The organism is Ferroplasma acidarmanus Fer1 (genome assembly GCF_000152265.2).
Taxonomy (GTDB): Archaea; Thermoplasmatota; Thermoplasmata; order Thermoplasmatales; family Thermoplasmataceae; genus Ferroplasma; species Ferroplasma acidiphilum.
This window is the reverse complement of the sequence record NC_021592.1, coordinates 1174255-1198502: the sequence shown is the minus strand read 5'-3', so window position 1 is coordinate 1198502 and position 24248 is coordinate 1174255. Positions and strand designations below refer to the sequence as shown.

The window sequence follows — 24248 nt, the reverse complement described above, 5'->3', positions numbered from 1 at the left end:
GGAATTATCCGAGCAACGAAGTAAACCGTTCATACTGGGATATTATTTCCATGCCAACAGACCATATGGTAAGTTCTTCACGGAATATTTTATATGAGGGGAAATTTCCATAGAGGTCTGATATGAAATCACCCTGGGAGAATCCACCTATTACAACATTTAAATCATTATCGTTGATTATTCCTGATAATGAAGATTCTTTGCCATCAGGTGAAAGTACGACTGTTTTGCCATCGAGGTTTTTTAGAAATGGTATGATCTTCCCCTCTTCCATAGAAAGCAATTCATTGCCATTATACTCGATAGAGCGTTTTTTGAAAAGGTCCTCCATCAAGCCCTGAAATCTATTGTATGATCGCGGCAATTTTGTTTGATTATTGATATGTATTATGAAATTATCCCTTGTATGGACGTAAACATCCAGCATATTATTTTTATTTAATATGGATTCCATAGCCATTTCCAGAAATATGTATATTATATCGGGCCTGCCTCTCCTGTTGGATTCGCCTGGATAAAATTTTTCTATTGTGGTATGCATATAATTTGAATCTAGAAGCATTTCAGCTGGGTTCTTATGGTTTTTTTCTGCAATGTTCCTTATTGATCTGTCCTTTGCCATTTTTTCCGGAACTGTCTGGAGTTCCGCATCCGCTATGATTAACCTGAGCATATATAATAAATGCTAATTCAGGATTTACTATTTTCTATGAGTTTGATTCTTTTTTCGGTGGAAGGGTGGTCCAGGCTCAAAGATCTCATTACATTTTCCGGGATTTTGTCTGTTTCTGCTATTCTTCTTAAGCCGTTAATGAGGTAATCCTTATTCACATATTTTACGGCGTTAAGGTCTGCTTCAGTTTCATTGTGCCGTTTTATGGCAGGAGAAACAAGAAAGATAAATAAAAATAATATAATGATAAATACAGGAGTTAAATAAAATAACAGTGCATTTGTGGAGGTAATTGCCAGTGAAATCAGGTTCAGCATTATGATGAATACAACAAAATTAACCATTGTTGTTTTACGGTTATGCCCCAGTTTTATGTGCGAAAGTTCATGGGCCAGGACCCCAACAATCTCGTCATGGTTTAGTATAGACATCAAATAACTGGTTATAAAAACATAGGATTCCCTTTTATTTATCTCAAAGGCATTGGCTATTCTCCCATTTGTATTGATTACGTAAATTTCCGGCTCTTTTATACCCATCTGGGTTGATAGATCCGCTGCTTCATTGTTTAAATAAATGTCCTGGAGTTTTTCTGATTTCCTGACAAGAATGTTTACCATAGGATTATTGGCAGAGATAGACCATATGAATATTATAAATGCATTCAATATAACGAGATATGAATAGGTATCTACGATTTTTATATATCCCTGTGCAATCAACATTGCAAGGAAAAATATGGAAAGATATGTTACATATCTCCAGCTCAGGTCATCTGTAATATACTGAAATATGTTTTCATCAGATTCCTGGTCGCGCATTGCATCCTTGAAATGCATGAATAGAAGGCTGTTTATGATAATTATGCTAACCATGACAAGTATGGTATATACTGTGAATGGAATTTCAGAGAGAATTATGTAAACAAAGAATATAATAATTAAGGATAAATTGGATAATATTGCTGATTTCTGGAGAATTTGCTTTTTATCCGCTGGCGTCATATCTATAATAATTCAAATCCTTTATTTAACATATTGTTAATTATTTCCAGATTCAATTGAAGCTGGATACCATAAACTTATTAATGCACTCGGGATTTTTAATAAATGATATACATAAAGAGGATTTATGATAAATACACTCCAGAGGAGGGTTTCAGGGTTCTGGTTGAAAGATTATGGCCCAGGGGAATTTCAAAGGAGAAAGCACATATAGATTTGTGGATGAAAGACATAGCCCCATCAACAGAACTGCGGAAATGGTTTAACCATGAGGATGAAAAATGGGAAGAATTTGTTAAGCGGTATACCATAGAACTGTCAGGCAATGAGGAAATTGGAAAACTAAAAGAGCTTGTTAAAGAACATACTAAGGTTACATTTGTATATTCTGCCAGGAATGTTGAACACAACAGCGCCGTTGCACTTAAAAATATAGTGGAATCAATAGATAGCCATATTTCATAAAAAATTAGTTTTTTGATATTGCTATTGCCTTTTTATTTCTAATTGATCCATTATCCTTTACATTAAATAATATTGATGTTAATAACAACATAATCATTGGAACGGTTGTGTATGTAATTATGTGTAAATATAAACTCTCCGGTTAATAATGAATTTAATTAATGTGCCTCATATTTCATAAGACATCGGACAAATGTCGAACATTATTAACAAAAAACAATAATGGGATATGCCCTCACAGCAAATCTCATTGATTATGGAAATCACAGATAATATTGTTTCGCCTGATGATAGGAAAAGAAAGTACACAGATAGATAGTTAAGGTTGTGATAGTTTTGGAGATTTTCAATATACCTTACAGATCAGCCAGAATATTCCTCACAATCATAAATAATATATCGTAATGTCTGGACTGAAAGAAGTGCCTAGTTTTAAAACTCTTTCAAGGAGAGTCGGGATAATTGATCTACATCCAATAAATAAAGAAATTACTTCTTTCTATTTAATTGAATCAATTGCTACAATAGGTTACTTTATGATCCGTATATGGAAGCACTCAACTGCTATGAGGAGAGAAGCATGAAATAACTATAAAGACCATGTGTCGGGTTGGTCAAAGACCACAAAGGGATGGTCCTATGACCGTAAGTGCCACATGGCAATTGATGTTGATTCTCTCCTTATAATGGAATGGCTTTTTACAAAGGGAAATATGCATGATCCCCATGTATCACGTGATATGGTTGATTCAGTTAAAGATTTCTCATATACTCTAGCATATTCCGCTTATGAGACATTGGATATTTATGACTATGTGTTTAAAAATACGCATGAAATTCCAGTAATTGATACAAATATAAGGAGGTGTATTATTCATGAGAAGTTACCGGCAAACAGAAAGATAGGCATTGATTTGAGAAAGGAATATGTTTCAAATGTACCAATTAAGATGGGGAAATAAAGTGTACCTTCAGCATACTTGAAGAGATACTGAAGTGTGAAAATATCTGATACAAAAGCAATAGAGATTATGATGCTGCAATTGGATTAAAGGTCATTGCATACAATTTAATGATAATATCAAACAGGGAACTGGGAGAAAAACCAAGGGAGGTAATGAAAATAGTCAATTCTTAAAATGTGAGACATCTTATAATAATAAATATTATTGCTCTTAATAGAGTATAGGGTAGGTTGGTACCTATACTTTATTGGGTTTAAGAATGTCAGGGTTATCTGTGATAGCAACCTACATTGCATAGTAGTAGACTTAAAATCAGCACTCGGCATAAAATTTCAAACCCTTATAGATAGACTAAACACCGGCAGCTCGGATTGTGTTTACAGTCCAGGATTTTATATTTCAAACCCTTATAGATAGACTAAACACCAAGGTCAAGAATCCTCAGGTAATCAGGCCTCAGAATTTCAAACCCTTATAGATAGACTAAACACTTAGAGGCATGGAATAATTTATTAGGACTTGGTGTTAATTTCAAACCCTTATAGATAGACTAAACACTAAAATGGAAACAAAGGAATTGATAGGATTTAGGACAAATTTCAAACCCTTATAGATAGACTAAACACTATATTCTACACGGTATTAATTACCCCCCCGTTTACGATTTCAAACCCTTATAGATAGACTAAACACATTTATCAAATTCGGAGGTGGCAAAAGATATGAAAAATTTCAAACCCTTATAGATAGACTAAACACATTTCCACAGCAACCCTCATTACCGTAAAAACCTATTTTATTTCAAACCCTTATAGATAGACTAAACACCCATCAATTATATTACCATTATATATTTATATTTTTATTCTATAAATTCGTGTTTTGAAGCTTCTATAAATTATACAGGTACGAAATATAATATTATAAATAATTTTACTAAATGCATTTTAATATTATTTAATAGTATACATTATAATTAAATTATATTAATTTTAAAGCCTTTATTTTACAATATTAATGATTAAAAAATACGAAATCGTCGACCTCCAGTATTTTTTGCATTATTGTTGGTCGACGAAATTAAAAGAACTTTTCATCTGTGTTTTTTATAATTCCTATATTCTCTTTGGATGTATATTTTAAATCCCTAATTATATAGAATAATATTGAATCTTCTTCCGGTTTAATGGTCTTTCTTATTTCAACTTTAAATTTTTCATAATTACCTTTCGATATTTCACCTTCTAAAACGGAATTTTGTATCCAGGTTATATATTTTCTCGCTATTTTTAAAACCTTAAAGACACGTTTCTCAGAAACATCATATACCAATATTATATACATTTTAATCACCAATTAGACTTATATGGCTTATAAGCCATATCTCCAAGTATGTGTTTTTCTAATTTATATATTTCAAGCCTTATTAATCTTTTATATGAAATTTTATGCATAATTCCCGGATAGGATATGGTTGTTGACAATTTATTGTCTAATTCTTGTATAATTTTTTTCTTTCCTGATTCGTTTATATTTACAATATTGCCAATATTTTTGAAATTACTGGCATCAATAATTTTTTCATTCAAGAGTTTGAATATAATTCTATCGCCTATAATAGGTTTAAATATTTCAGAAACATCTAAGTTTAAAGTAAATCTTCTAAAATTTGTTTCATGCAAATAGCCTATTCTAGGGTCCATATGCGTTTTATATATTTCTGATAAAACTGTAGTATATAACATTGAATTGATAAAACTTATTAATGAATTTACGTTATTTTGTGGTGGACGTTTCGTTCTATGTTCGAATCTAAAATTTTTATCTGCTATAATTTTATCAAAAGTAGAATAATAAATTTCTCTTATATTCGCCTCAATAAGCATCAATGAATTTATTGTTGTCTGTTCATCAAAGGTATCATTTAATCGGCTTATTTTCTCTATTTCTTCAGCGAGAGAACGCCCACGATTATAATAATATTTTAAATTAGCAATAATATTAATAGCAGAGCCGTGTTCTATTAATTTCGCTATTTGTAATCTTTTCTCCATATCAAGATAGTAACTAACTTGATTAAGTATAACAGCTCCAGAAGAAAGGTGTTGTCGAGGGAATATTGTACCAGAATAATAGCCATAATAGTTAAAATAATGAATAATAATACCTTTTTCACTTAAATAGGTCAATAATTTTGTGTTGAAAGTAACTTCTCCAAACATGTATATTTCAGATGTGTTTTCGATCGGTATAAATTTTTTATCATTATCATTAACTATAGATATTGTATTTTCATCCCTCCGTATAGTTCCATTTGAAAATATATAAATTGATTTTTTCATTTTAATCACGCCCAGCAAAATTCAGAATATGCACAATTTCTACAATGTGAGTTTTTTACCAGTTTAGGTATACTGCCATTTACTATATTTTTAATTCCTTCGATTGCATTTTCAAGTTCTTTAGTATTATCTTCATTAAGTTCAATTTTTATGATTTTCTTTTCTTTTGGGATCCTCAATTCACCGGTGATATTAACACCTTCTTGTTTAGCTTCGGGTGTGGGACACTATTCTAATACCTCCCCATATTGAATAAATTGTGCCAGACATTGGTGCATAACAGTGCATTGCCTATCCTGTCATCCCTTCTCTGTGCCATATTCCATCCCAGCATCTTCTTGTCTGCTGCAAATCCTGATTCTGAATTGCTTCTTTTATGGTACTTTTCAAGGTAATTCATAGTGTCATTGAGAAATTCCCTTATTATAGATTTCCATTTATGTGAACCGTGCAATGTAGAATTCTTCTTAGGTATAATGTATACCTTTGTATCCCCTAATTTATCTACATATGAAGGTGATGAATAATACCTGTCAAGCCTTATAGAATCTATATTAATACCTATTTTGTTGACAATCCTCATTGCATTGTCATATGCATTTCTTTCAGATTTCATGCTTGTTCCGGAGGCTATATACATCCTTGTCCTTAAATCCATAATGGAAAAGGAATATGCAAACAATCTTTTTCTATGCCCTTTTGATTTTTTATCCTTATGTTCTTCCTTTCCAATTTCTTTATTCTCCTTTGCAAGGTCTTTCAACCTCTGTGCATAGGATTCGTAGTTCTTCTTTACTGTTAATGAATAGCCCGTGCCATCGCCTGTTGCATCTGAATTTGCAATATTCTTATTCTTCAGTAACAATACATGGAGATTGAATATGGCCATTACAACTTCATTGTCTGAATATAGCCTTTCTATTGTTTTATATGATACATCTATGCCTGAAAGCATAGAAAATATATCGAGCATATTAACAAACATCCTGTTTGATTCGCCAACAAGCTGTTTTATAAGTATTAATTTCACCCTCTGGGCAAGTAATAATGAATGTGGATGCCCTGGCCTTTTAGCAATATGCATAATGGATACGGCTTTTTCAATAAGGGGATCAAGTTCCTTCATTGCAGTTTTAATTCTCCGTGAAAACTCGGATTCGTATGTTCTCCAGTTTCTCCCCTTTTCCGGATGTTCCTGTACATACTTCTTCCCCAGTATATTGTTTATCTCCTCAAGTTTATACTGTATGTCCTCACTCCTGACAAGACCCATAGATAGATATATATACAATGTATATATACATTACTATGGGAAAAGTGGAAATACATGAGACAACAGAGGTCTCTATAAAAGGAATATATGGATTCATAGAGAGGAAAGTAACAAAGTTCGGATCGGGTGCAAAGGTGGATTGCCCTAAGGAATTTCTCGGCAAAAGGGTTTACATTGTAATAACCAGGGACGAATAATAGTGTCCCACACCCTTTAGCTTCGTAAATATAATATAATAATTGCATTTTCGCAGCTTCTGCGGTTTTACTTGATTTTTTAATTTCAACTATTATTAAATTATCCCCCTTGTCCTTAACCATGTCTATTCTGGAACTATTGATAGCAATTTCTTTATCGTTCCTTTTATATGCCTCTTCATGCAATATTTTGCCAAGGAGTATATTGTCATCCTCCTGATCCGATTCTATTCCATGAGATATTAGCCATACTTCACGTTTGCATATGAAATAGTACCATATCATAGTTCCATTTATATTATTCATATTTATATCACAATACTCCCATCACTTGCTTTTTTCAATCCAGTATCATTACTGTATGAATTTTCTAAATAATTATTACGTATTATATAGAAATCACTATACAGTTTTTCACAGGTAATATTTTTTATATCTTCTATTCTTGCAGATATAATATAATTATACATCTCTCTTTTCAGCTGAATAATGTCAGCTCTCTCATAGGATTTTCTATTAATATACGTGTCAATAATCCTCATTGCATTGGAATCTAATTCAACGAAAATACTAATATATTTGTCCATATCATCTATCATGCTAAAATTAGAAACATAATAATGCTCATCACGGTTTTTACTATTAAAATCTAACTTGTTTAATGCATTTTGTAAATTTTCTGAACTTCCTATTAAATTCTGATTTATTTCATTGTAATAATGTTTTATCAATTTAAGATAATCTTTTTCTTCTACAATTTTGCGATCACTTAAAATTTTTATCGTAGTATCTGTATGTATTTTCCCATAAACTTGTCTACAATAATAGCCATCATAGCCATTTTTTTCAGGTACACAATTAACTATATACATGTTACCCCTAGTATTGAACGAATTCCTGTTAACCCTGCCTGATGATTGAATCAATGAGTCAATTGGTGCAATATCACGTATTACCATATCAAAACTTATATCAACACCAGCCTCAAAAATTTGTGTAGCCACAACTATAATTTTTTTATTGTTTTTTATATCTTTGTTAATATTATCTATAACATCCTTCTTTTTGATAGGTACTATATTTGAAGACAAATAATAAGTATTAACATCATTGCTTACATTTTCCTTAAGATAATTAAAGGCTTCAATAGATGTATTTATAGTATTAAAAACAAATAGTTTGGCAGTTTCAGAATGGTACATATATTTTTTTACGATTTCTTTTGGAGTTAATCTTTCAAGAATATTTATATGCATATTGACTCTATTCAATTCCTCAAATCTTTTTTGATAATCTCCACCCAATTCTATTGAATTATTTACCAACTCTGGTAAAGTTGCACTCATCAAAATAAAATATATATTAAATTTTTTTGCATAATAATTCATTAAATATCTTATTTGTGGCCATTTTGCTATATCAATGGCTTGTATCTCATCTAGTATGACTATGGAGTTTATTATTCTATAATATTTCTTCAAGTTTTTATTCTTATATCCAGCTAAAGCGGAAAATAACTGTACAAACGTTGTAAAAATTATTTCACTATCCCAATCTTCCGTTAGCATTAAAACTTCATCAGCTGATAATTCTTCATCGTCTATTTTACCGGATAATATGCTTAAATGATGATGTTTTATAATATATCTTTCATCATTATTTTTAAAACCGCTACAAGTTTCTAATATATTTCTTCCAGTATCATAATTTTGGTCTACAATTGTAGTAAATGGTAAGGTATAAATTATTCTGAAAATATTTCCTGTATTCTTAAATAGTTTATTCCTTATACTAAAAGCCGTATATAACCCAGATATAGTTTTACCCGTGCCTGTTGGTGATGTAATTGTAAAAAAATGATCATTTAAATCGATATTCTGAACATTTTTTTTCACAGATTCATAAAAATTATTTCGTATTTTATTTATTTCAGTTTTTCCACTTAAATTCTGATTTTTATATTTATCAATAATGTCGGGAGAAATATCTTTTCTATCATAATTCTTAATAGATGCTGCATTACGCTTGTCATTATCTATTAATAAAGAATATAGCAATAAAAATTCTGAAAAATCTATATTCATATTTGTATTGTTTAAACAGCGATTTTTATTTATTTTAACAAGCATATTAAATATATTGGTTAAATCTTCTTTAAAAAAATCATCAATAAAATTTAATAAAACTCCGTGGTTGCTTCCAAAGGTAAAAATATCTTCCATGTCTTTTTTAATCGGTTCATGTTTTAAGTCTTCCAGTTGCTTTTTTGCTATTTTTATATCTTCACTTATCTTTGGCCTCAGAAAGTCTTGCGTGCTTGTCCCTATATCTGAATCCAGATTGCACAAGTTCCCATGGTGGTGTTTTATAGACAGGTATACATAAAAAATGTATTCATTGGGCAGATTATTCTTTGATGCACAATATGCTGCGTATAATGCGGATATAAAAGCATGGGATTTATATTTACTATATCCATCAGATTTACTTTTACTATCTTTATCAGACATGAGATAATTTTGAAAGAATGAAGTATATTTACCAAAATCATGTAAACATGAGATTATAATAGATGACTTTAACAAAAGTTCAACATTGCCATTAAATTTTAATTCGTTCAATGAGTTATAAACGTTTTCTCCAACTTCGATTAAATGTGTTTTCAATAGTCTGCATTTGACATTCCCATTTTCATACCATTTATGGGAATAAAAATTCATTCGACGCAACCTCTGGAAATAGTATATTTTCTTCTATACCATCATATTCAACTTTGATTACCTGATTATCAGTCAATACATTAATTTTTTCACCCTTGCTATTAAATACATAAGTCATTGTTATAGGATACCTATTTAAATCAAAGGATACAGGAAACACATCTTTTTGTAAATATATATCATTATTTGCTGGTATTCCTTTTATATATTTCATCGGTGCTGGAGAATTTATTTTTATCGGATCGCCAGTTTTAATTTTAGATATTTTTCCCTTTGCGATGTAATTTATTGATGCTAGCATATTAGCATTTCCAAGACTTACTGGATATACCGGGTTATTTTTTATTATTTTTTCCTCTAACTTCGCCATCAAATCGTCATCTTTAGAAAAAAAATATATTCTATATATTATGTTTTTGGAGAAGTTTTCAGGCAATAGGAATTCAAATGGAATTTGTGTGTAATTATATCCATTATTATTAATAATATTTTTAATAAAATAATTATTGTCTACTATTTTAATGTAATTTAAATTAGTCATATAAGTCCTTATTATCGATTTTAGTGATGTTGCAATTAATGTATATTTAAAATTGAATTTCTCATAATAAGAATCAAAATCATAACCCATAATAGCGCCTATGATGCCTTCTAAGGTTGTTCTCGGTGGGAACATATACGTCATTGATGACGAATTAGTGTAAAGTTTCTTGAAGCTTGCAAATTTAGCCTTTATATCAAATATCAGCATATTTAATCATCATTTGATATATTTTTGATTCCATCCTTATTTTCACAATCTAGCTTTTCATGCACAAATGACTTTGCTATTTTTATATCTCTACTTTTTAATGTGCTTATTAAATCATTTATGTCCAATTTATAATCATTTATATTACGTATAGGATCGCTTTTAATACTAATTTTTACATAATCTCTCAAATCACCAATAAAACCATTTTCAGATTCCGTTCTCATATATAATAGTGGCATTTGATTTATTTTGCTTCTTGTTGCCTGGGACGGTATAGCTTTTATCATTGCATCGTCTAATTTCCTCATATCTTCCGAGGTAAGATTTGCTTTTTTGGCTCTACTGGAACTTATAACACCATAAAATCCTATAAGAGAATAATACACTCTATAATCTTTCCCTATTGAATTCATTTTGTTGCCTTCAGAGCTTGAAAAACCACTTGTTATTGAATATGAGTTTAATAATTGAACCTTATTTAGAGAATATCCCCATGAAAACTGTACCGGGCCAATTATTTTTATTGAATCTCCACTACCTGATTCGCCCGAGTTATTGCCTTTTTTAGGTATTGGAACCATAGCACCAAACATTCTTATATCAATAAATTTTTGTGTTATAGCATCACGAGCTTTTTTAATATCCTTGAATATATCATCGCTAACAATCTCCCTTAATCTGTCTTTTGCAGTTTGTACATCACCGTGATTTATAAATATATTATATTTATCTTCAGATAAATCATCCTGCAAATAATCTCTTATATATCTTTTAAGTCTGACGTCGGAAACAAGATTTGTAAATGTATCATAATCCATTCTAGGCCTGTTTTCATCATCAATATCTCCATTAGGGTTTGTCAGTTTAGCTTCATACAAAAATAAGATCTCTCCGTCCTTTACATTATTGTTTTCCATATTTATTCATCACCGTTATCTGTTTTTTTATTTTTCCCAAATATAAATTGGTTTTCTATACTATAGCCTGTCATAATAAGAAATACGTTTTCTGCATCGTTGATAGGCCATTTAGATGAGACCAGCGTATATTTAGATAAAACAAAGTGCGCCTTATATAAAACGTATGCTATCTCTTCGCCATATATATCATATTGTTTAACCTTTTCGTCAATCTGGTTCATTAATTTCTCTACTGCCCTAAAGTTCATGCCCTGATAATTGATTTTTTCCAGCAATGGATTATTATTTATTTTCTTTTTGAATAATATCATACCTATATATCTTATTGCATAGCCGATACAGAATAAACCTTCACTTTCCTCGGGCAAGTTCATATTTTTTATAAAATTTAAACCTGAATCAAGGGTTTTATTTCCTATTTCACTGTCCATATCATTATCACCTGTTATTTTTTTATTTTCTTTCGTTAAATCTATTTTTTCAAGAAATTCAATATATGCATATTTTTGTAATATATACATCGTTATATTATTAATGTTATTATTATAATAATCGGTTCTTATTCTATCTAAATATATTCTTATCAAGTAATTTCGGTCAATAGGTTTAGAGTTAAAAAGACTTGATAACATTCTTAACGACTCGTTAAAGTTACTGTTTCTAGTGTTTTTGATAGATAAATAGAACCCATTTATAGTTAAATAGTTGAAGTTATCAAATACGTTTTTGAATTTTAAAGATGTTTTGTACATATATTTACTTATTTTTATCATCCTGCTTTCTGGTATTTCTGGAATAAATTCTAAGATCTTAAAAGAATTATTATGTTTCCGGTAAAACATCAAATCTATTGTGTAAAACCCATCTAAGTTATCCTCAATATGTGCTATTTCATTGTTTTTTAATATTATATCCCGATTTACATTAAATATGTTCTCTATATACAGATCATCTCCATCCTTGAAAGGTAAAGATTCCGGTATCATCAATAAATTCATACCTGCAAACGATGCGCTTCTCTTAAATATATAATCTTCTCCACTAATTATATTATTATAACAATTGGAACACAATGAAAGATTTTTCTTAAAATAACTGCCATTCATATTAGATGCAAAAGAAGATTTGTCAGTGTTATAATATTTAAATTTCAATTCTTTTGTATTAGCAGTAACTTTTCCAATACTGCCACAAAGAGAGCATATTCCATCATAGTATTCATCTTCTTTTATTTCTCTGCTATCCAACATTTTTATATAATCCTTGTCCTCTGCAATACATTCGCCATCAACAAAAATGGTATACAGTACTGCTCTAGTAATATACTCATTATCTTTAGTATCCTCTAAAAATTTATTAATATAATTTTTATTAAACTCTTTGCTTTTAACATGGGCTTCATTATTGTTAGGAAGAAAGAAATAAACCTTACCCGAAGGTTGATCGATTATTTTGCTCTTTTTAATGTGTATTACTGGATTATCATCGTAATATAATTTAACTATATTATAAATTTTATCTTTCAATGTTTTAATCTCAGTTTTTTTATATAGGAAATATAAAGAATTTAGAGCATATAATAAATTATCACTGGTAACATGCCATTGTGGTATATTGCCTGTTAAATTTCCTACCCAGTGATATTTTTCTGCAATATTTTTATCATTCTCATTCTTTACTACTTTAATAGGTGAAATTGTTATGCAGCTTTCTTTAGAACTGAAATCCAATATACATAGGTAAAAATCTTTATTTTTAGTGTTTTTAAATTTTATATTATTAATTTTATTAGAAAGTGAATCCTCAGTTAAATTGGAGCCTAAACTACTAATTGCTGGCATCATATTTTATCACCTAATATATTAAAACACCCAAATCCTTCCGAGTTTTTAGATCCTATCCCGGTATAATATAACATCTTCATTACTTCTGAGTCTGTTTTTAATGTGAAGATACCATTATATCCCTTGATTAGTGTATCCTTAAAGTATATTACTTTTTCATCTTTATTGTTTTTTATATTGTTGGGCCTAATATTAAACAAAAAATTTCTATTATTGCTTATTGCACTGAATTTTGTACTTATATTATTGCTTATTGCATTTTCGAATTCTGGACTCCATGGAGAGAAGAAAGTCTTTCTATGATTATTTTGCGTGATATACACGGTAAGAGGTGAAATCATTTCAATCATGTAATATTTAATGTTTTTATATTTTTCATCGTCAAAAGAATGAGATTTTATATCAATAACATTAATCTTTGTACTGTTTAGAAAAATATTTTCATCTGCTAACAGATTATATGCTATTTCAGATGATATTTCATCATAATAAGATGCAAATATTAATTCTACTGGAGGTTTAAAAATTATATAATTTTTATCTATGTTATATAAGCCAAATATCTTAGAAAAAGTCATCAACTTAATTTTCTTTGCGCCTACCATGAAACCATAATCATGAATTCTATTTCTTTCATCTACATTTGAAATATGAGAATAAATTAGGCCTTGAATTAAATGATTATAATGTATAGGCAATTTCAATTCATCTTTAAAAGTGAATTTTATTTTATATCTCATCAACGGATTATAATGTGTATACTTATAAATTTTACGGAAAACTTCAATTGTTTGACTTCTCCTTATTTAATATATCTATGGTGTTTTACATTTTATGAGATATCAGGTAGTTGTCGAACATTATTAACAAAATAGTTTCACCTGATGATCGAAAAAGAAAAAATACTATACAGATAGACAGATATTGAAGATCCAGTGAAGATCCTTGTTGTACTGCAGATATTCAATATATCTTACAGATAGGCAAGAATGTTCCTTACAAATCATAAACAATATATCAGGATAGCTGGCCTCAGAGAAATGCCAAGCTTCCAGGCTATTTCAAGGAGGGTGAGGATAATTGATCTACATTCAAGTAACAAGGATTATTATACTGCAATTGGATTAAAGGCTATTACATACAATCTCACGGTGATACCAAACAGCGAACTTGGAGAAAAACTAATGGAGATAATGAAAATCGTAATTTGCTAAAATATGAGATACCTTATTCTACTTATCAAATTCCACTCTAATATTTCGCCTTTCTCCCGCGTGCATTATATCCGTATATTCCACGATGTGTATAGACATCCTGGGACTTACGTCTATATAGACCTTTTAAGATATAACGTCCATAAAGGTTAATGAAATTACAAAATAATATTTTCAGGTATGATATTATATTGCCTCGCGCGTTAAATCATATATTGCATATATACGTAAATAGGGTCTTAACTCACGGCAACCGACTTAATGTATTAAGGTATTAAATATAACTTAATATGAGTATGTAAATTAAAACACAATCTTATTTTCTTTAACAATCTACTATTATTATTTATTTCATGGACGTAATATTATATGTGCTATAATTGGTATAGTCCTCCCGCAAACTAATGACTATATAGTCCTTATATGATAAAAGGAGTGAAGATGCTCAATTAAATTACATAATTATTTTTATTTTAATTCTGGATAACTTATATTGCAGTTTTGTAATTGCCTTTTGTATAAAAACCATGAGGTGCTTTCGCATTAAATTTAAGCCGTTGTCGTGCATTATGTTCTAAGAATTTTGATATAAAGGTCAAAGGGCTCAAATGAATTATAATAATTACTTCGTTTCTTTATATAATAAATCTTTTAGCACTCAATAGAGTATAGGATAGGTTGGGATTTGGACCCAAGTAGATGAGATCTGCAGTCTCACGCATAGCTTCTCTGCCACCTATCCGTTAATGTGTATTGCAAATCCATATTTATTTTTTTACCGGAATTGCTTTAATATAGGATCTAGTTAAATTATAAAATAACATCTATCAAATAAAGTAATATACAATATTTCTGTTGGTATAATTTTATATTTCATATTTCTGGCAAAATATGGCTATAAAATCTATATATCATCATTTATTTGAATATATTCTACAAAATAAGACATTGTACGACATATATATTTAGTTATTATCAAAAAATTATCATATTTAGACAAATATTTAAATATATAATATATATCATATTCTATGAATTTTTTCAGAGGTGATAGAAATTGGTAATACTGGGAGTTGACTTAGGATATGGAGATACCAAATTAGTAACGGAGGGAAATAAAAAGGCTAAATTTCCATCCAGATGGACACCCGCTGAATCACGTAACTGGGGAATAGGAGGTAATATACCTGTAATATCCGTTAATGACGGTGAGTCATTTATCTTCGGCGAGGATGCTACGGGAACTAATTTAAGAGAGCCACAGGGAGACGGAAGGCTTACTGATCCGAATGCTATTCAGCTTTTAGCCGGAGCATTATGGACAAGTGGAATTGGGCATGAAGGAGAAAAAACGGATGTTACACTCTCCAGTGGGGTGCAGCTTGGTAGTTTCGATAGGGAAGTAGTGGAAGCTGCAAAACTCCTTGAGGGAAAAACTTTAAAGATAAAGTCTGCACAGGGAACTGAACAGGATTTTAAAATATCTAAACTGGTTATGCGTCCCCAGGGGGTAGGTGCGGCCATTTATGCGTTGAATCATGGAATATTAAAGACGCAATATGGAAATGGCGTAATTATAGACATAGGATTCAAAACAACCGATGTCCTGACAATTAATTTGAAAAATATGGAGCCGATCATAGAGGACTCTTTCAGTATACAGGCGGGAATTGGTGATGTTGTTTCAGGCATGAGCAAAGTTATAGGTAAGCAAACAGGTTTTGTGGTTCCCCCAGATGTAGCCAGGGATGCCATAGGGGAGAAAATAGTTTTTAAGCAAAATGAAATAGGCGGGCCAGATGTTTCAGGACCACTTCTGGATCAATTAGCCCTTAGAATCGTTAACGAGGTAGAGGAAACCTTGAGGGAAGACATGAACAGGATTACAGCACTGCTTCCAGTCGGAGGAGGATCGATACTTATCGGAAACAAATTAGACACTATAGCACCTGGACATATGATAAAAGTTCCACCGGAAGATATGCAATTTGCGAATGTACTGGGTTATAAAATAGCAGCATCTGAACAACCAAAATAAATACAATTTATTTTTTGTAAACAGATCTGAAAAATTTAAATAATAATATTTATTAGCAATGAAATACTTAATATTATAAATGACACGTGTAGGAATATATACTCACGATTTCAAGTTTTACCATGATATTATAAAAGAATTGAAGAGATGGAATCTGCCATTTTTTAGCATACCTGACCTTTATTCTATACCTGGCGACATAAATGTTATACTTAGTTCAGAACAGGATCCGTTTACATTGCCCGGCCAGATAAAAGCTGTCACAGCTACAGAAGGCATAAGGCGGAGTTTGCCCGTACTCCTTAATAAAAGCCAGTTTACCAGAGTTATAATTGGAATAGACCCGGGGCCAAGGCCAGGAATAGCCGTAATGTCAGATAATGTACTGATGGAAGCCTGGGAATGCCCCACTATATGCGGTGTAAAGGATGATGTTCTAGATGTGGTGAAAAACTATAGTTACAGGTACATTATGATAAAGATAGGGAACGGTGATCGCCCTAACAGAGATATAATAATAAAACAGTTAAAAAACATAGCACCCATGGTCATAGTAAATGAGGAAAACACAAGCACGCCTCATAAAATACATGACAATGCCCTTTCAGCGGCCAGGATATCATTGATAGATGATAGATATGATACATCGAGGACGCCGGTAAAATTTAGCAGAAAAAACATATATGATAAAGAGTTTATTACCCTTCACTCACTTATTTAAATTATTTGGCTTTTTCCAGTTTTTTTGATTTTCTGGACGATTTAGACCTTTTCCATTTCGGTACCTTCACGGTATTTCTTCTTCCACTGGCAACAATCAAAAACACAGAAAACGCAACAGCTACAGCAGCGATATAATACACCCAGTCGTAATTAGGTGACTGGCCGTAATAGAATGTTGTGGTACTTTTCCCTGCTATGGTGATAACAGGATTATTTGTAGTAACTGTAAGTGTGTCTTTTCCCTTATATACCAGAGATGCCGGAACTGTTATATTGTCCTTATATGTTGAATTGCTTTTTATTTCATTTATATGGCTTATCCCGGCAACCACAGAAGATGTGCCATGGGATATGGTATATGTAACAGTTATGTTTGTGATCGGAACCGGGTCTGTATTCTTGATGGTTGAATTGAATATTACAGGAGCACTTACATTTATAAGTGATATGCTAGAAACGCTGCTAACAGTGCTTCCTGTAGAATTAACTGCAGTAGCATTTATAAATCCGTGTATATTTTCTATTTCTGAGGGAGCAGTGACCGGTATGGAGAAATTTCCAGTTTTAGAGTGCCCATAATAGAAAAGGGGTGATAAACCTGTATCGTTTTCCGCGCCAAGATATGCTGATAGTGAGTAATTATGGTATCCTGAAGTGAATTCCGTTACATTCAGGTAGAAAGTTTCGTTCTCATATACATAGGTTGGAACGGAAATACCCGGAGAGAACGAACTGGATGATGTCTCAGGTGAGTTGCCATGGGTATTGCTGCCCGAGGCTGCAGTGCCTGATAAGGCTATTAAAGCGAATACAGCTAAAAATAGTATTAATAGTTTATATCTCATTGATTTTTACCTCTTTTTCCTGGATCTTATTGATGAACCGATGACGCCGGCAAGGAGTGCAGCCACTATGATTCCAATTCCAATATATATGGTAATTGCTGGATTCTTATTATAATTACTTATTATATGGTCGCCGGATGAGCCTGTTCCAACAGTAGCTGATGGGAGCACAGGTGTAATAGTTTCATTCTGGTATGTTAATTTACCGTTTATTGTGGCATTTGTTTCAAATTCTATAGGTACTGAATGCAGTGTTCTTCCATTTATGCCATATGCAAGTATGTAAATGGTTACTGATTGCCCGGTTGATAGGGTTACGTTTGTAACATTTTTTCCATTCTCGGTTGCATATGCCACAATATCGTAATCTGATAAGAGTTTCGATGAATTGATAACGCCTAGATTTATTGTTAAAGCTGTGTTATTTGTATTCTTTATTGTAACAGGTATCATATTTAATGTTCCATTGACTTCAGCATATTTAGAATATGAAACATTATAGCTCGAACCTTTTTCAACATCAACAGTTATATTACCTATATAGTGTGATGTGCCGTTTATTAATGCCATAACATCTACTGTGTTGTTGCCTGCCTTAGCTATAGGGATAGTAATATTAACTACCACAGTTTTGTTTGCACCCATAGGTACAGTAAGATTATACGGGCTGAAAGATAATGCCCATGTTGAATTGCCTGAATAAAGATGCAGTGTGTCATTTGTAGTTCCCTTATTGTATACCTTTACTGTTGTTGTAACGTTCTCGCCTATATATCCTGTAACTGAAGGGTCCATAAGTATATATCTTGAAACATAGTCTTTATGCAGCGTTAATTGTTTATTGTCTGTATTATTAAGGAATATTGTCTGCGAAGCCGAGTAATTAACAGTAATGCCACTCTGAACTGTTGTGTTTGTAATTGTGAAGTTATAGGTCTCATTTCCCGGCAATATGATCGAGTTTGATTCACCTGTGGATGTTATATACATAGATGGGGATATTGGAGATCCGCCGGTAACTGTGAGCTGCGTTGGAACACTGGAATTAGTATTATTTAAACCTCCCAGAGTTACTTTATATGCAGGCATCAGAGATATATTATAGGTAAGATTTTTGAATGGCTGCAGTGTAACATTCTGGAAATAGGCATATTCATTTCCTCCAGCAGTAGTGTAGTTAGCGTATAGTCCGTAGGTACCGGGAACCAACTTTGTTAAATTGAATCCAGTAGAAGATGATGTAGTGTTATCAATCTGCTTACCGTTTTTCGTCAGTATTACGTTAACACCCGATACATTAGTTCCTTTTAAATAGACATTACCTGATATTTTGTCGTATACCTCTTTAGGAGTTAGATTGACTTTGAAGTTATGGACTGCTGCTCCAGGTGTAACGTTATTTGCAGGTGTACTGGTATTAACATATGTATATGCGCCGGTAGAGTTAGTGAAGTTCCCGCTTGAAGTTATAGTGAAATTAATATCTGGAAGCATAATTGTCAGGTTTTTGCTTGAACTGGTTGTAATTTCCATTGAGCCATTTTTGATATGATATGCGGCCGATATACTCAGGTTGTTTGTTATGCTCAGATTATACCCTGTATGGTATACCGGTGATAGACTCGTGTTCTTGTCAAGGGTAATTGTAGTCATATTCACAAGGGTTGCGTTTACGGAATACAGTGTGTATGTCCCTGCAGGCAGATGGTTAAGGCCTACATTAACACCCGTTGAATTGAACAGTGTCGTTCCGGAGCCTGTTATTGTTGTATTTGAATTCTTAAATGTGAAATACAGGTTCGAATTCTTCACAAAGGACTGGGAAGCTGAACTATTAACAACTGTTCCTGTGAGATCCGGAACTATGTATGCGCTGTTATTTGATACCTGTGTGTAGTACACACCCATAGCAATTTCCTTGCTGGCAACACCCTTAGTCATATTCAAAGTGTATGTGTTATAAAGACCAGTTAGTGTAATAGTGCCGGTATAGTTTGTGAGTTTTGAATCATTATACACTGACATTGATACAGAAACCATATTCTGCTTCGCATAATATATGGAGCTATTTATCGGAATAGTACTGTTATAGTAGTAAGGTGATTGTATCCCAACCGTGCTGGTATTATATCCATATACTTTTCCAGTTCCACCCGAGATTTCTGTATAGTAGTACGGTGTTGAATTATTGTAAACCAGCATGATCCCCTGGCTTACATATCCTATAGTATTGTTAGTTGAAGTCAATATTGAATGGCTGTCTGAATCTGTTAGGTTGATGTTTACACTAGTTGCCGTCGTGGATATATTGAAACCGGCCATTGTTTTGCCATTGTATGTACCTGTTCCGGCAAATGAATATTTAGCGCTTGGCAGGTATATTGTATATGGTATACTCGAATTTGCATAGTTGTAATCCAGCAATGTATAGTGCTGGCCTGTAGAATTTGCCGCTAATATTTCATATGTACCGCTGTAGTACTTTGTCGTATTCATAGTCGAACTAATTTTATATTTTACTGCTGGAGAATATGAAATATTCTGGACAGCATTTCCTGTTACATTTATGGTTTTAGCAAATACGCCGCCTGATGTATTGGTGGAATATATAGTATAAATGCCATAGGGCATCGATATATTATAGGCACCGCTAGCATTTGCAGTTACATTCTTGTAATCTGATATCTGACCATCAAAGTAGAAGGATATCTTAGCATACGGTGTAGCATTACCTGAAACCTTTGCGGTTAACTCAGGTGTGAGCGATACAGACTTCGATTTGCCCCATCCAGAAACTGTTGCAACTGATTTGTCCTCTGTTCCGTTTGCTTTGATGGTAATATTATAAGTCCCGGGATACACCCCAAATGTGTATGTTCCGGAGGATGAAGTGACCCCGGTGAGCTGATAGTTACCCGAAGTACTGTTTAAGTACGCGGTATACCCGGAGAGACCTGAACCGCTAACAGATGCGGTTACCTTAATGCTATCCATTTTAACTGTAAGATTGCTTAATTGCTGTGATTTGCCTGTGACCTGTAAAGTTGTAAAGTTTGTGTATGTTTTTCCATTAGAGGTTATTGTTGCATTGTATCCATATGGTATAACATTGCTCAAGGAGTACATGCCATTTGTTATAGGCGCTGTTACATTTATTCCATATGTAGAATTCGTTAATGTTATGGTTCCGGAATTTATTGAAGCGTGCGACGTCCCATTATCAACTGTTACATAGCCATATACTGAGTTCCTTGCCATATGCATATTCTGTGTAATATTGTAATTTCCTATTCTGTTTCCCTGATTCTGTGAAACTGCAACAGATTGTGTGCCTATTACGTTTGTACCGTTAAGAGTATCTGAATTCACTGAACCAGTGGAATATACAAGTGTATCATTTCCAGGCAATCCTGTTATCGAGTAATATCCTGTGCTGTTTGTGGTAACAACTTCATGTGGAATTCCATACTGGTCTTCTATTGTAACATGAACTCCGGCTATTCCGATACCGTTCGCATTCGTTATCTGCCCGTGTATTACTGCACCGGGATAGTAATTTATAATAGGATCTTCATTTCCTATCAAACTGGCTGGAAGAAGTACCTCTGTCCCCTTTCCCTCCTGCTGGTATTTATACGCAGTCTGAAGTGGTATCAGGGTCCAGCCAGGAGTTGAATTATTTGCATCCTTAGCTGGATTATATTCTGATGCATAGTATACCAGTTCAAAATTGCTCATATTGAATGCAGGGTATACATGTGTTACATTGTTTATGTTGGATTCCGGGAATCCGTATATTGTTTTGTATATGGTGGTATTGTAAAATGCGGATGTGTAGTTAAGAAGATAATTACTTACGGTGACACCGGTAGGCAGATTATTTAATGTATACTGAGCTCCTGTGTTTGTAACAGCTACTACATTATAGTAATTTGTAGGAACAACTTCACCATCAGCGGTATAAGACGGTGTGTCGGTAAGATATGCAGGTGCATAGAATATTCCAGGGTTGGAACCTGAAAATGGATACAGTGAATGGTCTACCTGTATATACGATATTGAAGATCCTGTGACTTTCTCCAATGCGCTATAGGCATTTACCAGTGTTGATAAATTGTATTTGGTTGAAAGTTGGCCCATTATAAGTGCATGTCTGGCATTATATGATGATGTAACATTTATCTGGTGGCCTCCGTATGCTGTCTCTGATAGAAGCGGTGTGTAAGAAGAATTCAATGGATTGCCGTACATATTTGCTATGGTATTTGTCTCATTGACGCCAAAATATTTATGCATTGTAGCAGTTATGCTTGCATTGAAATGCCCGTTGGAATACCCGCCGGGAGTCTGCAATACCCTTGAAATGAACAGAGAGATTTCCTGTGTTTGATTCTGTGCCAGTAGCATTTGCCCAGCACTTGCTATACCCTGCTGGAAATCATCAGCAACTGTGGGGTGTTGCCCTTGCTGTAACTCCTGGAACCCATAATCCCACCATGAAACATATGCAGGGCGATTTTCTATTGATTGATTTGTATTCTGCGTTGCAAGCCAGTTAAAAGAAGCTGCTATAGGCTGTGTTTTATTGTCTATTGCCAGTCCATAGTTTCCGAATGGATTGTTCGGCCTTATGCCCTTTGGAACTGTTGAATTTAGTATATGATTGTATGATGCAGCGTTGTTTTCAGGTACTGCTGCAGAAAATGCACCCATGCCTGAAGGAATAATCAATATTAAAACCACTATAACAGCAAATCCAATTGTCACTCCGCTTATATTCTTGCGCAGGGATTTTCTTCCTGAAACATGCCTGGACTTTTTTGTTGATTCGTTATGCCTTATTTTGTCAACAAAGTACATTATAAGGCCTCCGCCAAGTATTGCATATGCTGGAGCTGCAGTTATATTGAATCTTGCGGCCTCAAAGCTCATGAATATTGAGAATATAGCAAATATTATAACCAGTAAGGTAGCTTCTTTCTTTTCTTTCAGGAAGCGATAAATTATGAATGGCACACCTGCTATTCCCAGAAGGAAAAGTCCAGGGCCAAAATCTGATATATACTGGCCAAGTGCAGGGGCTGCTGCTTCAGCTATGGTTGAATATACCCTCGATTTTACGAAGTACCCATCACCCGTTATCAGTTCCTTGAGTATTGCTGGATTGGTTTTGCTTATAACGAATAATCCCGCTATAGTAACAAGAACAAGTGCTGGTATGGTTATGATCCATGGACGCCTTGCCACTATATTAATTAATATGCCAAATCCAATAATCATCAACCCCATTGCAAGGGGAGGCAAAAACCATGCATGGATCATGAAAGTCACGTCGTAATAGTAAAAGCCTATTGGAAAAGATGCAGCCACATATATTGTAGATATATATGTGAGGTAGCCTGTTGGCTTCTTTGTGAATAGATTATAAAGAAGCTGGACAGCAACGTATATGAGCAGTATAACTTCTATATACGGGAATCCCTGCCAGAATACTATAAGCCCCCCAAGGGAAACTGCAGACATAAGTGCATATATTGTTGCTATCTTGTTCTCTTCATAGTAGTTCTTAATTGAACTGAAATATGACCTTGTGTCTGTAAGTTTATTTATTATTACCCTCTTCTTTGCAGTAATAACCGCCATTTCAAAGAAGTATATGGATAAAAATGCGAATATAAGCTCAGGTGTATGTGCCCTCCCATCTGTAAGTATTCCGGATGTAAGGTTTCCTGGCATTATGGTAAACAGTACAGCAGCGAATAAACCTGCTTTCTTGCCGAATATCTGTTTTGTGATAAGATATACAGGTATGATTAAAAGCGCTCCGTAAAACGCATCAGATTCCATAAAAGCGTAATAAGCGCCCATTTTGACCCCAACAAATGGAGATAGAATATATCCTGCAAACACAATGCTCCACTGATAGAAAGGCGGCCTTGCATTAAATGTGCCAACAGGGTAATTTAGTAAAATGGTGTGTGTTAATTGCGTATGGGTACTCAGTATATACTGAACAATATAATAATTGAAGTAGGGATCACTTCCCCCCGATACATTCAGGTAATTGTCCTGAAATGCCAGTGACCATACAAAAAAATTGGACAGGAACATGTAAAGGGCAAGCAGGGCAATCAGGACTGGTACCTCTGGATGCCTGGCTATATTTTGTTTAAATCGATCTGTAATTTCCATAGATTAATTTCGATAATGAAATCTTAATATAAAAATTTACCTTATTTATTTAAGAATTCAGTATTTTTAATATGCCAGA

The 24248-nt window shown here is 32.9% G+C and carries 19 protein-coding genes, 1 pseudogene and 1 CRISPR repeat array; of the genes and pseudogenes, 6 read left to right on the top strand and 14 right to left on the bottom strand.

The genetic code is table 11. The annotated features are described in order from the left end of the window. Positions 1–4 precede the first annotated feature (4 nt). Together FACI_RS06130 and FACI_RS06125 are read right to left on the bottom strand one after the other, a co-directional pair. The gene (locus FACI_RS06130; protein ID WP_009887260.1) at positions 5–673 is read right to left on the bottom strand and encodes a 16S rRNA methyltransferase; all 669 of its coding nucleotides are present in this window, start codon (positions 671–673) and stop codon (positions 5–7) included. Between the two features lie 17 nt (positions 674–690). Continuing rightward, positions 691–1677, bottom strand: coding sequence for a M48 family metallopeptidase (locus FACI_RS06125; RefSeq protein WP_009887259.1), 987 nt, complete (start codon positions 1675–1677; stop codon positions 691–693). Between the two features lie 105 nt (positions 1678–1782). On the opposite strand from FACI_RS06125, the gene FACI_RS06120 reads away from it, so the two are divergent. Next, complete coding sequence (locus FACI_RS06120; RefSeq protein WP_009887258.1) at positions 1783–2142, top strand: DUF488 domain-containing protein; 360 nt, start codon at positions 1783–1785, stop codon at positions 2140–2142. 656 nt (positions 2143–2798) lie between these two features. Then, positions 2799–3104: a hypothetical protein gene (locus FACI_RS10395; protein ID WP_009887256.1), complete on the top strand. Its 306-nt coding sequence runs from the start codon at positions 2799–2801 to the stop codon at positions 3102–3104. Between the two features lie 332 nt (positions 3105–3436). Beyond that, positions 3437–3935: direct repeats of the CRISPR family, unit length 30 nt; unit sequence ATTTCAAACCCTTATAGATAGACTAAACAC. Positions 3936–4187: 252 nt separating this feature from the next. Here the strand turns inward: FACI_RS10395 and cas2 are convergent. Genes cas2 through FACI_RS09810 form a run of 4 tightly spaced genes read right to left on the bottom strand, consistent with a single transcriptional unit; the run spans position 4188 to position 6722 of the window. Beyond that, the gene (cas2, locus tag FACI_RS06105; protein WP_019841618.1) at positions 4188–4451 is read right to left on the bottom strand and encodes a CRISPR-associated endonuclease Cas2; all 264 of its coding nucleotides are present in this window, start codon (positions 4449–4451) and stop codon (positions 4188–4190) included. A gap of 5 nt (positions 4452–4456) precedes the next feature. Then, a complete protein-coding gene (gene cas1b / locus FACI_RS06100; protein WP_009887254.1) occupies positions 4457–5449 on the bottom strand; it encodes a type I-B CRISPR-associated endonuclease Cas1b in 993 nt (330 codons plus the stop codon). 5 nt (positions 5450–5454) lie between these two features. Further along, on the bottom strand, positions 5455–5628 hold the full coding sequence (locus FACI_RS10485; RefSeq protein ID WP_187288941.1) for a Dna2/Cas4 domain-containing protein: 174 nt from the start codon (positions 5626–5628) through the stop codon (positions 5455–5457). 53 nt (positions 5629–5681) lie between these two features. After that, on the bottom strand, positions 5682–6722 hold the full coding sequence (locus FACI_RS09810) for an ISNCY-like element ISFac3 family transposase (RefSeq protein ID WP_009886142.1): 1041 nt from the start codon (positions 6720–6722) through the stop codon (positions 5682–5684). A 35-nt stretch (positions 6723–6757) separates the two neighbouring features. On the opposite strand from FACI_RS09810, the gene FACI_RS06085 reads away from it, so the two are divergent. Further along, positions 6758–6919, top strand: a complete 162-nt coding sequence (locus FACI_RS06085; RefSeq protein ID WP_009886141.1) for a DUF2080 family transposase-associated protein — start codon at positions 6758–6760, stop codon at positions 6917–6919. Between the two features lie 30 nt (positions 6920–6949). Here FACI_RS06085 and FACI_RS10480 read toward each other — a convergent pair. The 6 genes and pseudogenes from FACI_RS10480 to cas6 form a co-directional block, all read right to left on the bottom strand. Continuing rightward, positions 6950–7204: pseudogene (locus FACI_RS10480) on the bottom strand (Dna2/Cas4 domain-containing protein); the annotation flags it as partial. 23 nt (positions 7205–7227) lie between these two features. Continuing rightward, positions 7228–9639 carry a CRISPR-associated helicase/endonuclease Cas3 gene (locus FACI_RS06080; protein ID WP_009887252.1) on the bottom strand — a complete coding sequence of 804 codons (2412 nt, stop codon included), beginning with the start codon at positions 9637–9639 and terminating at the stop codon, positions 7228–7230. Then, entirely contained in the window at positions 9620–10390 is a 771-nt protein-coding gene (cas5, locus tag FACI_RS06075) for a CRISPR-associated protein Cas5 (RefSeq protein WP_009887251.1), read from the bottom strand. Before cas5 ends, FACI_RS06080 begins: the two co-directional genes overlap by 20 nt. 2 nt (positions 10391–10392) lie before the next feature. Then, positions 10393–11310 carry a type I-B CRISPR-associated protein Cas7/Csh2 gene (gene cas7b, locus FACI_RS06070; RefSeq protein ID WP_009887250.1) on the bottom strand — a complete coding sequence of 306 codons (918 nt, stop codon included), beginning with the start codon at positions 11308–11310 and terminating at the stop codon, positions 10393–10395. A gap of 2 nt (positions 11311–11312) precedes the next feature. Beyond that, complete coding sequence (cas8b, locus tag FACI_RS06065) at positions 11313–13157, bottom strand: type I-B CRISPR-associated protein Cas8b/Csh1 (protein WP_009887249.1); 1845 nt, start codon at positions 13155–13157, stop codon at positions 11313–11315. Further along, on the bottom strand, positions 13154–13897 hold the full coding sequence (cas6, locus tag FACI_RS06060) for a CRISPR-associated endoribonuclease Cas6 (RefSeq protein ID WP_009887248.1): 744 nt from the start codon (positions 13895–13897) through the stop codon (positions 13154–13156). The genes cas8b and cas6 overlap by 4 nt, the downstream gene beginning before the upstream one ends. Positions 13898–14146: 249 nt before the next feature. On the opposite strand from cas6, the gene FACI_RS06055 reads away from it, so the two are divergent. From FACI_RS06055 to FACI_RS06045, 3 genes are all read left to right on the top strand, one after another. Further along, positions 14147–14371, top strand: a complete 225-nt coding sequence (locus FACI_RS06055; RefSeq protein ID WP_009887247.1) for a hypothetical protein — start codon at positions 14147–14149, stop codon at positions 14369–14371. Between the two features lie 1057 nt (positions 14372–15428). Next, the gene (locus tag FACI_RS06050) at positions 15429–16409 is read left to right on the top strand and encodes a ParM/StbA family protein (protein ID WP_009887246.1); all 981 of its coding nucleotides are present in this window, start codon (positions 15429–15431) and stop codon (positions 16407–16409) included. A 79-nt stretch (positions 16410–16488) separates the two neighbouring features. Continuing rightward, positions 16489–17130: a hypothetical protein gene (locus FACI_RS06045; RefSeq protein WP_009887245.1), complete on the top strand. Its 642-nt coding sequence runs from the start codon at positions 16489–16491 to the stop codon at positions 17128–17130. Between the two features lies 1 nt (position 17131). On the opposite strand, the gene FACI_RS06040 is transcribed toward FACI_RS06045, so the two are convergent. Both FACI_RS06040 and FACI_RS06035 read right to left on the bottom strand, forming a co-directional pair. Continuing rightward, entirely contained in the window at positions 17132–17977 is an 846-nt protein-coding gene (locus FACI_RS06040) for a hypothetical protein (RefSeq protein ID WP_009887244.1), read from the bottom strand. 6 nt (positions 17978–17983) lie between these two features. After that, positions 17984–24169: a glycosyltransferase family 39 protein gene (locus FACI_RS06035; protein ID WP_009887243.1), complete on the bottom strand. Its 6186-nt coding sequence runs from the start codon at positions 24167–24169 to the stop codon at positions 17984–17986. Positions 24170–24248: the final 79 nt, after the last annotated feature.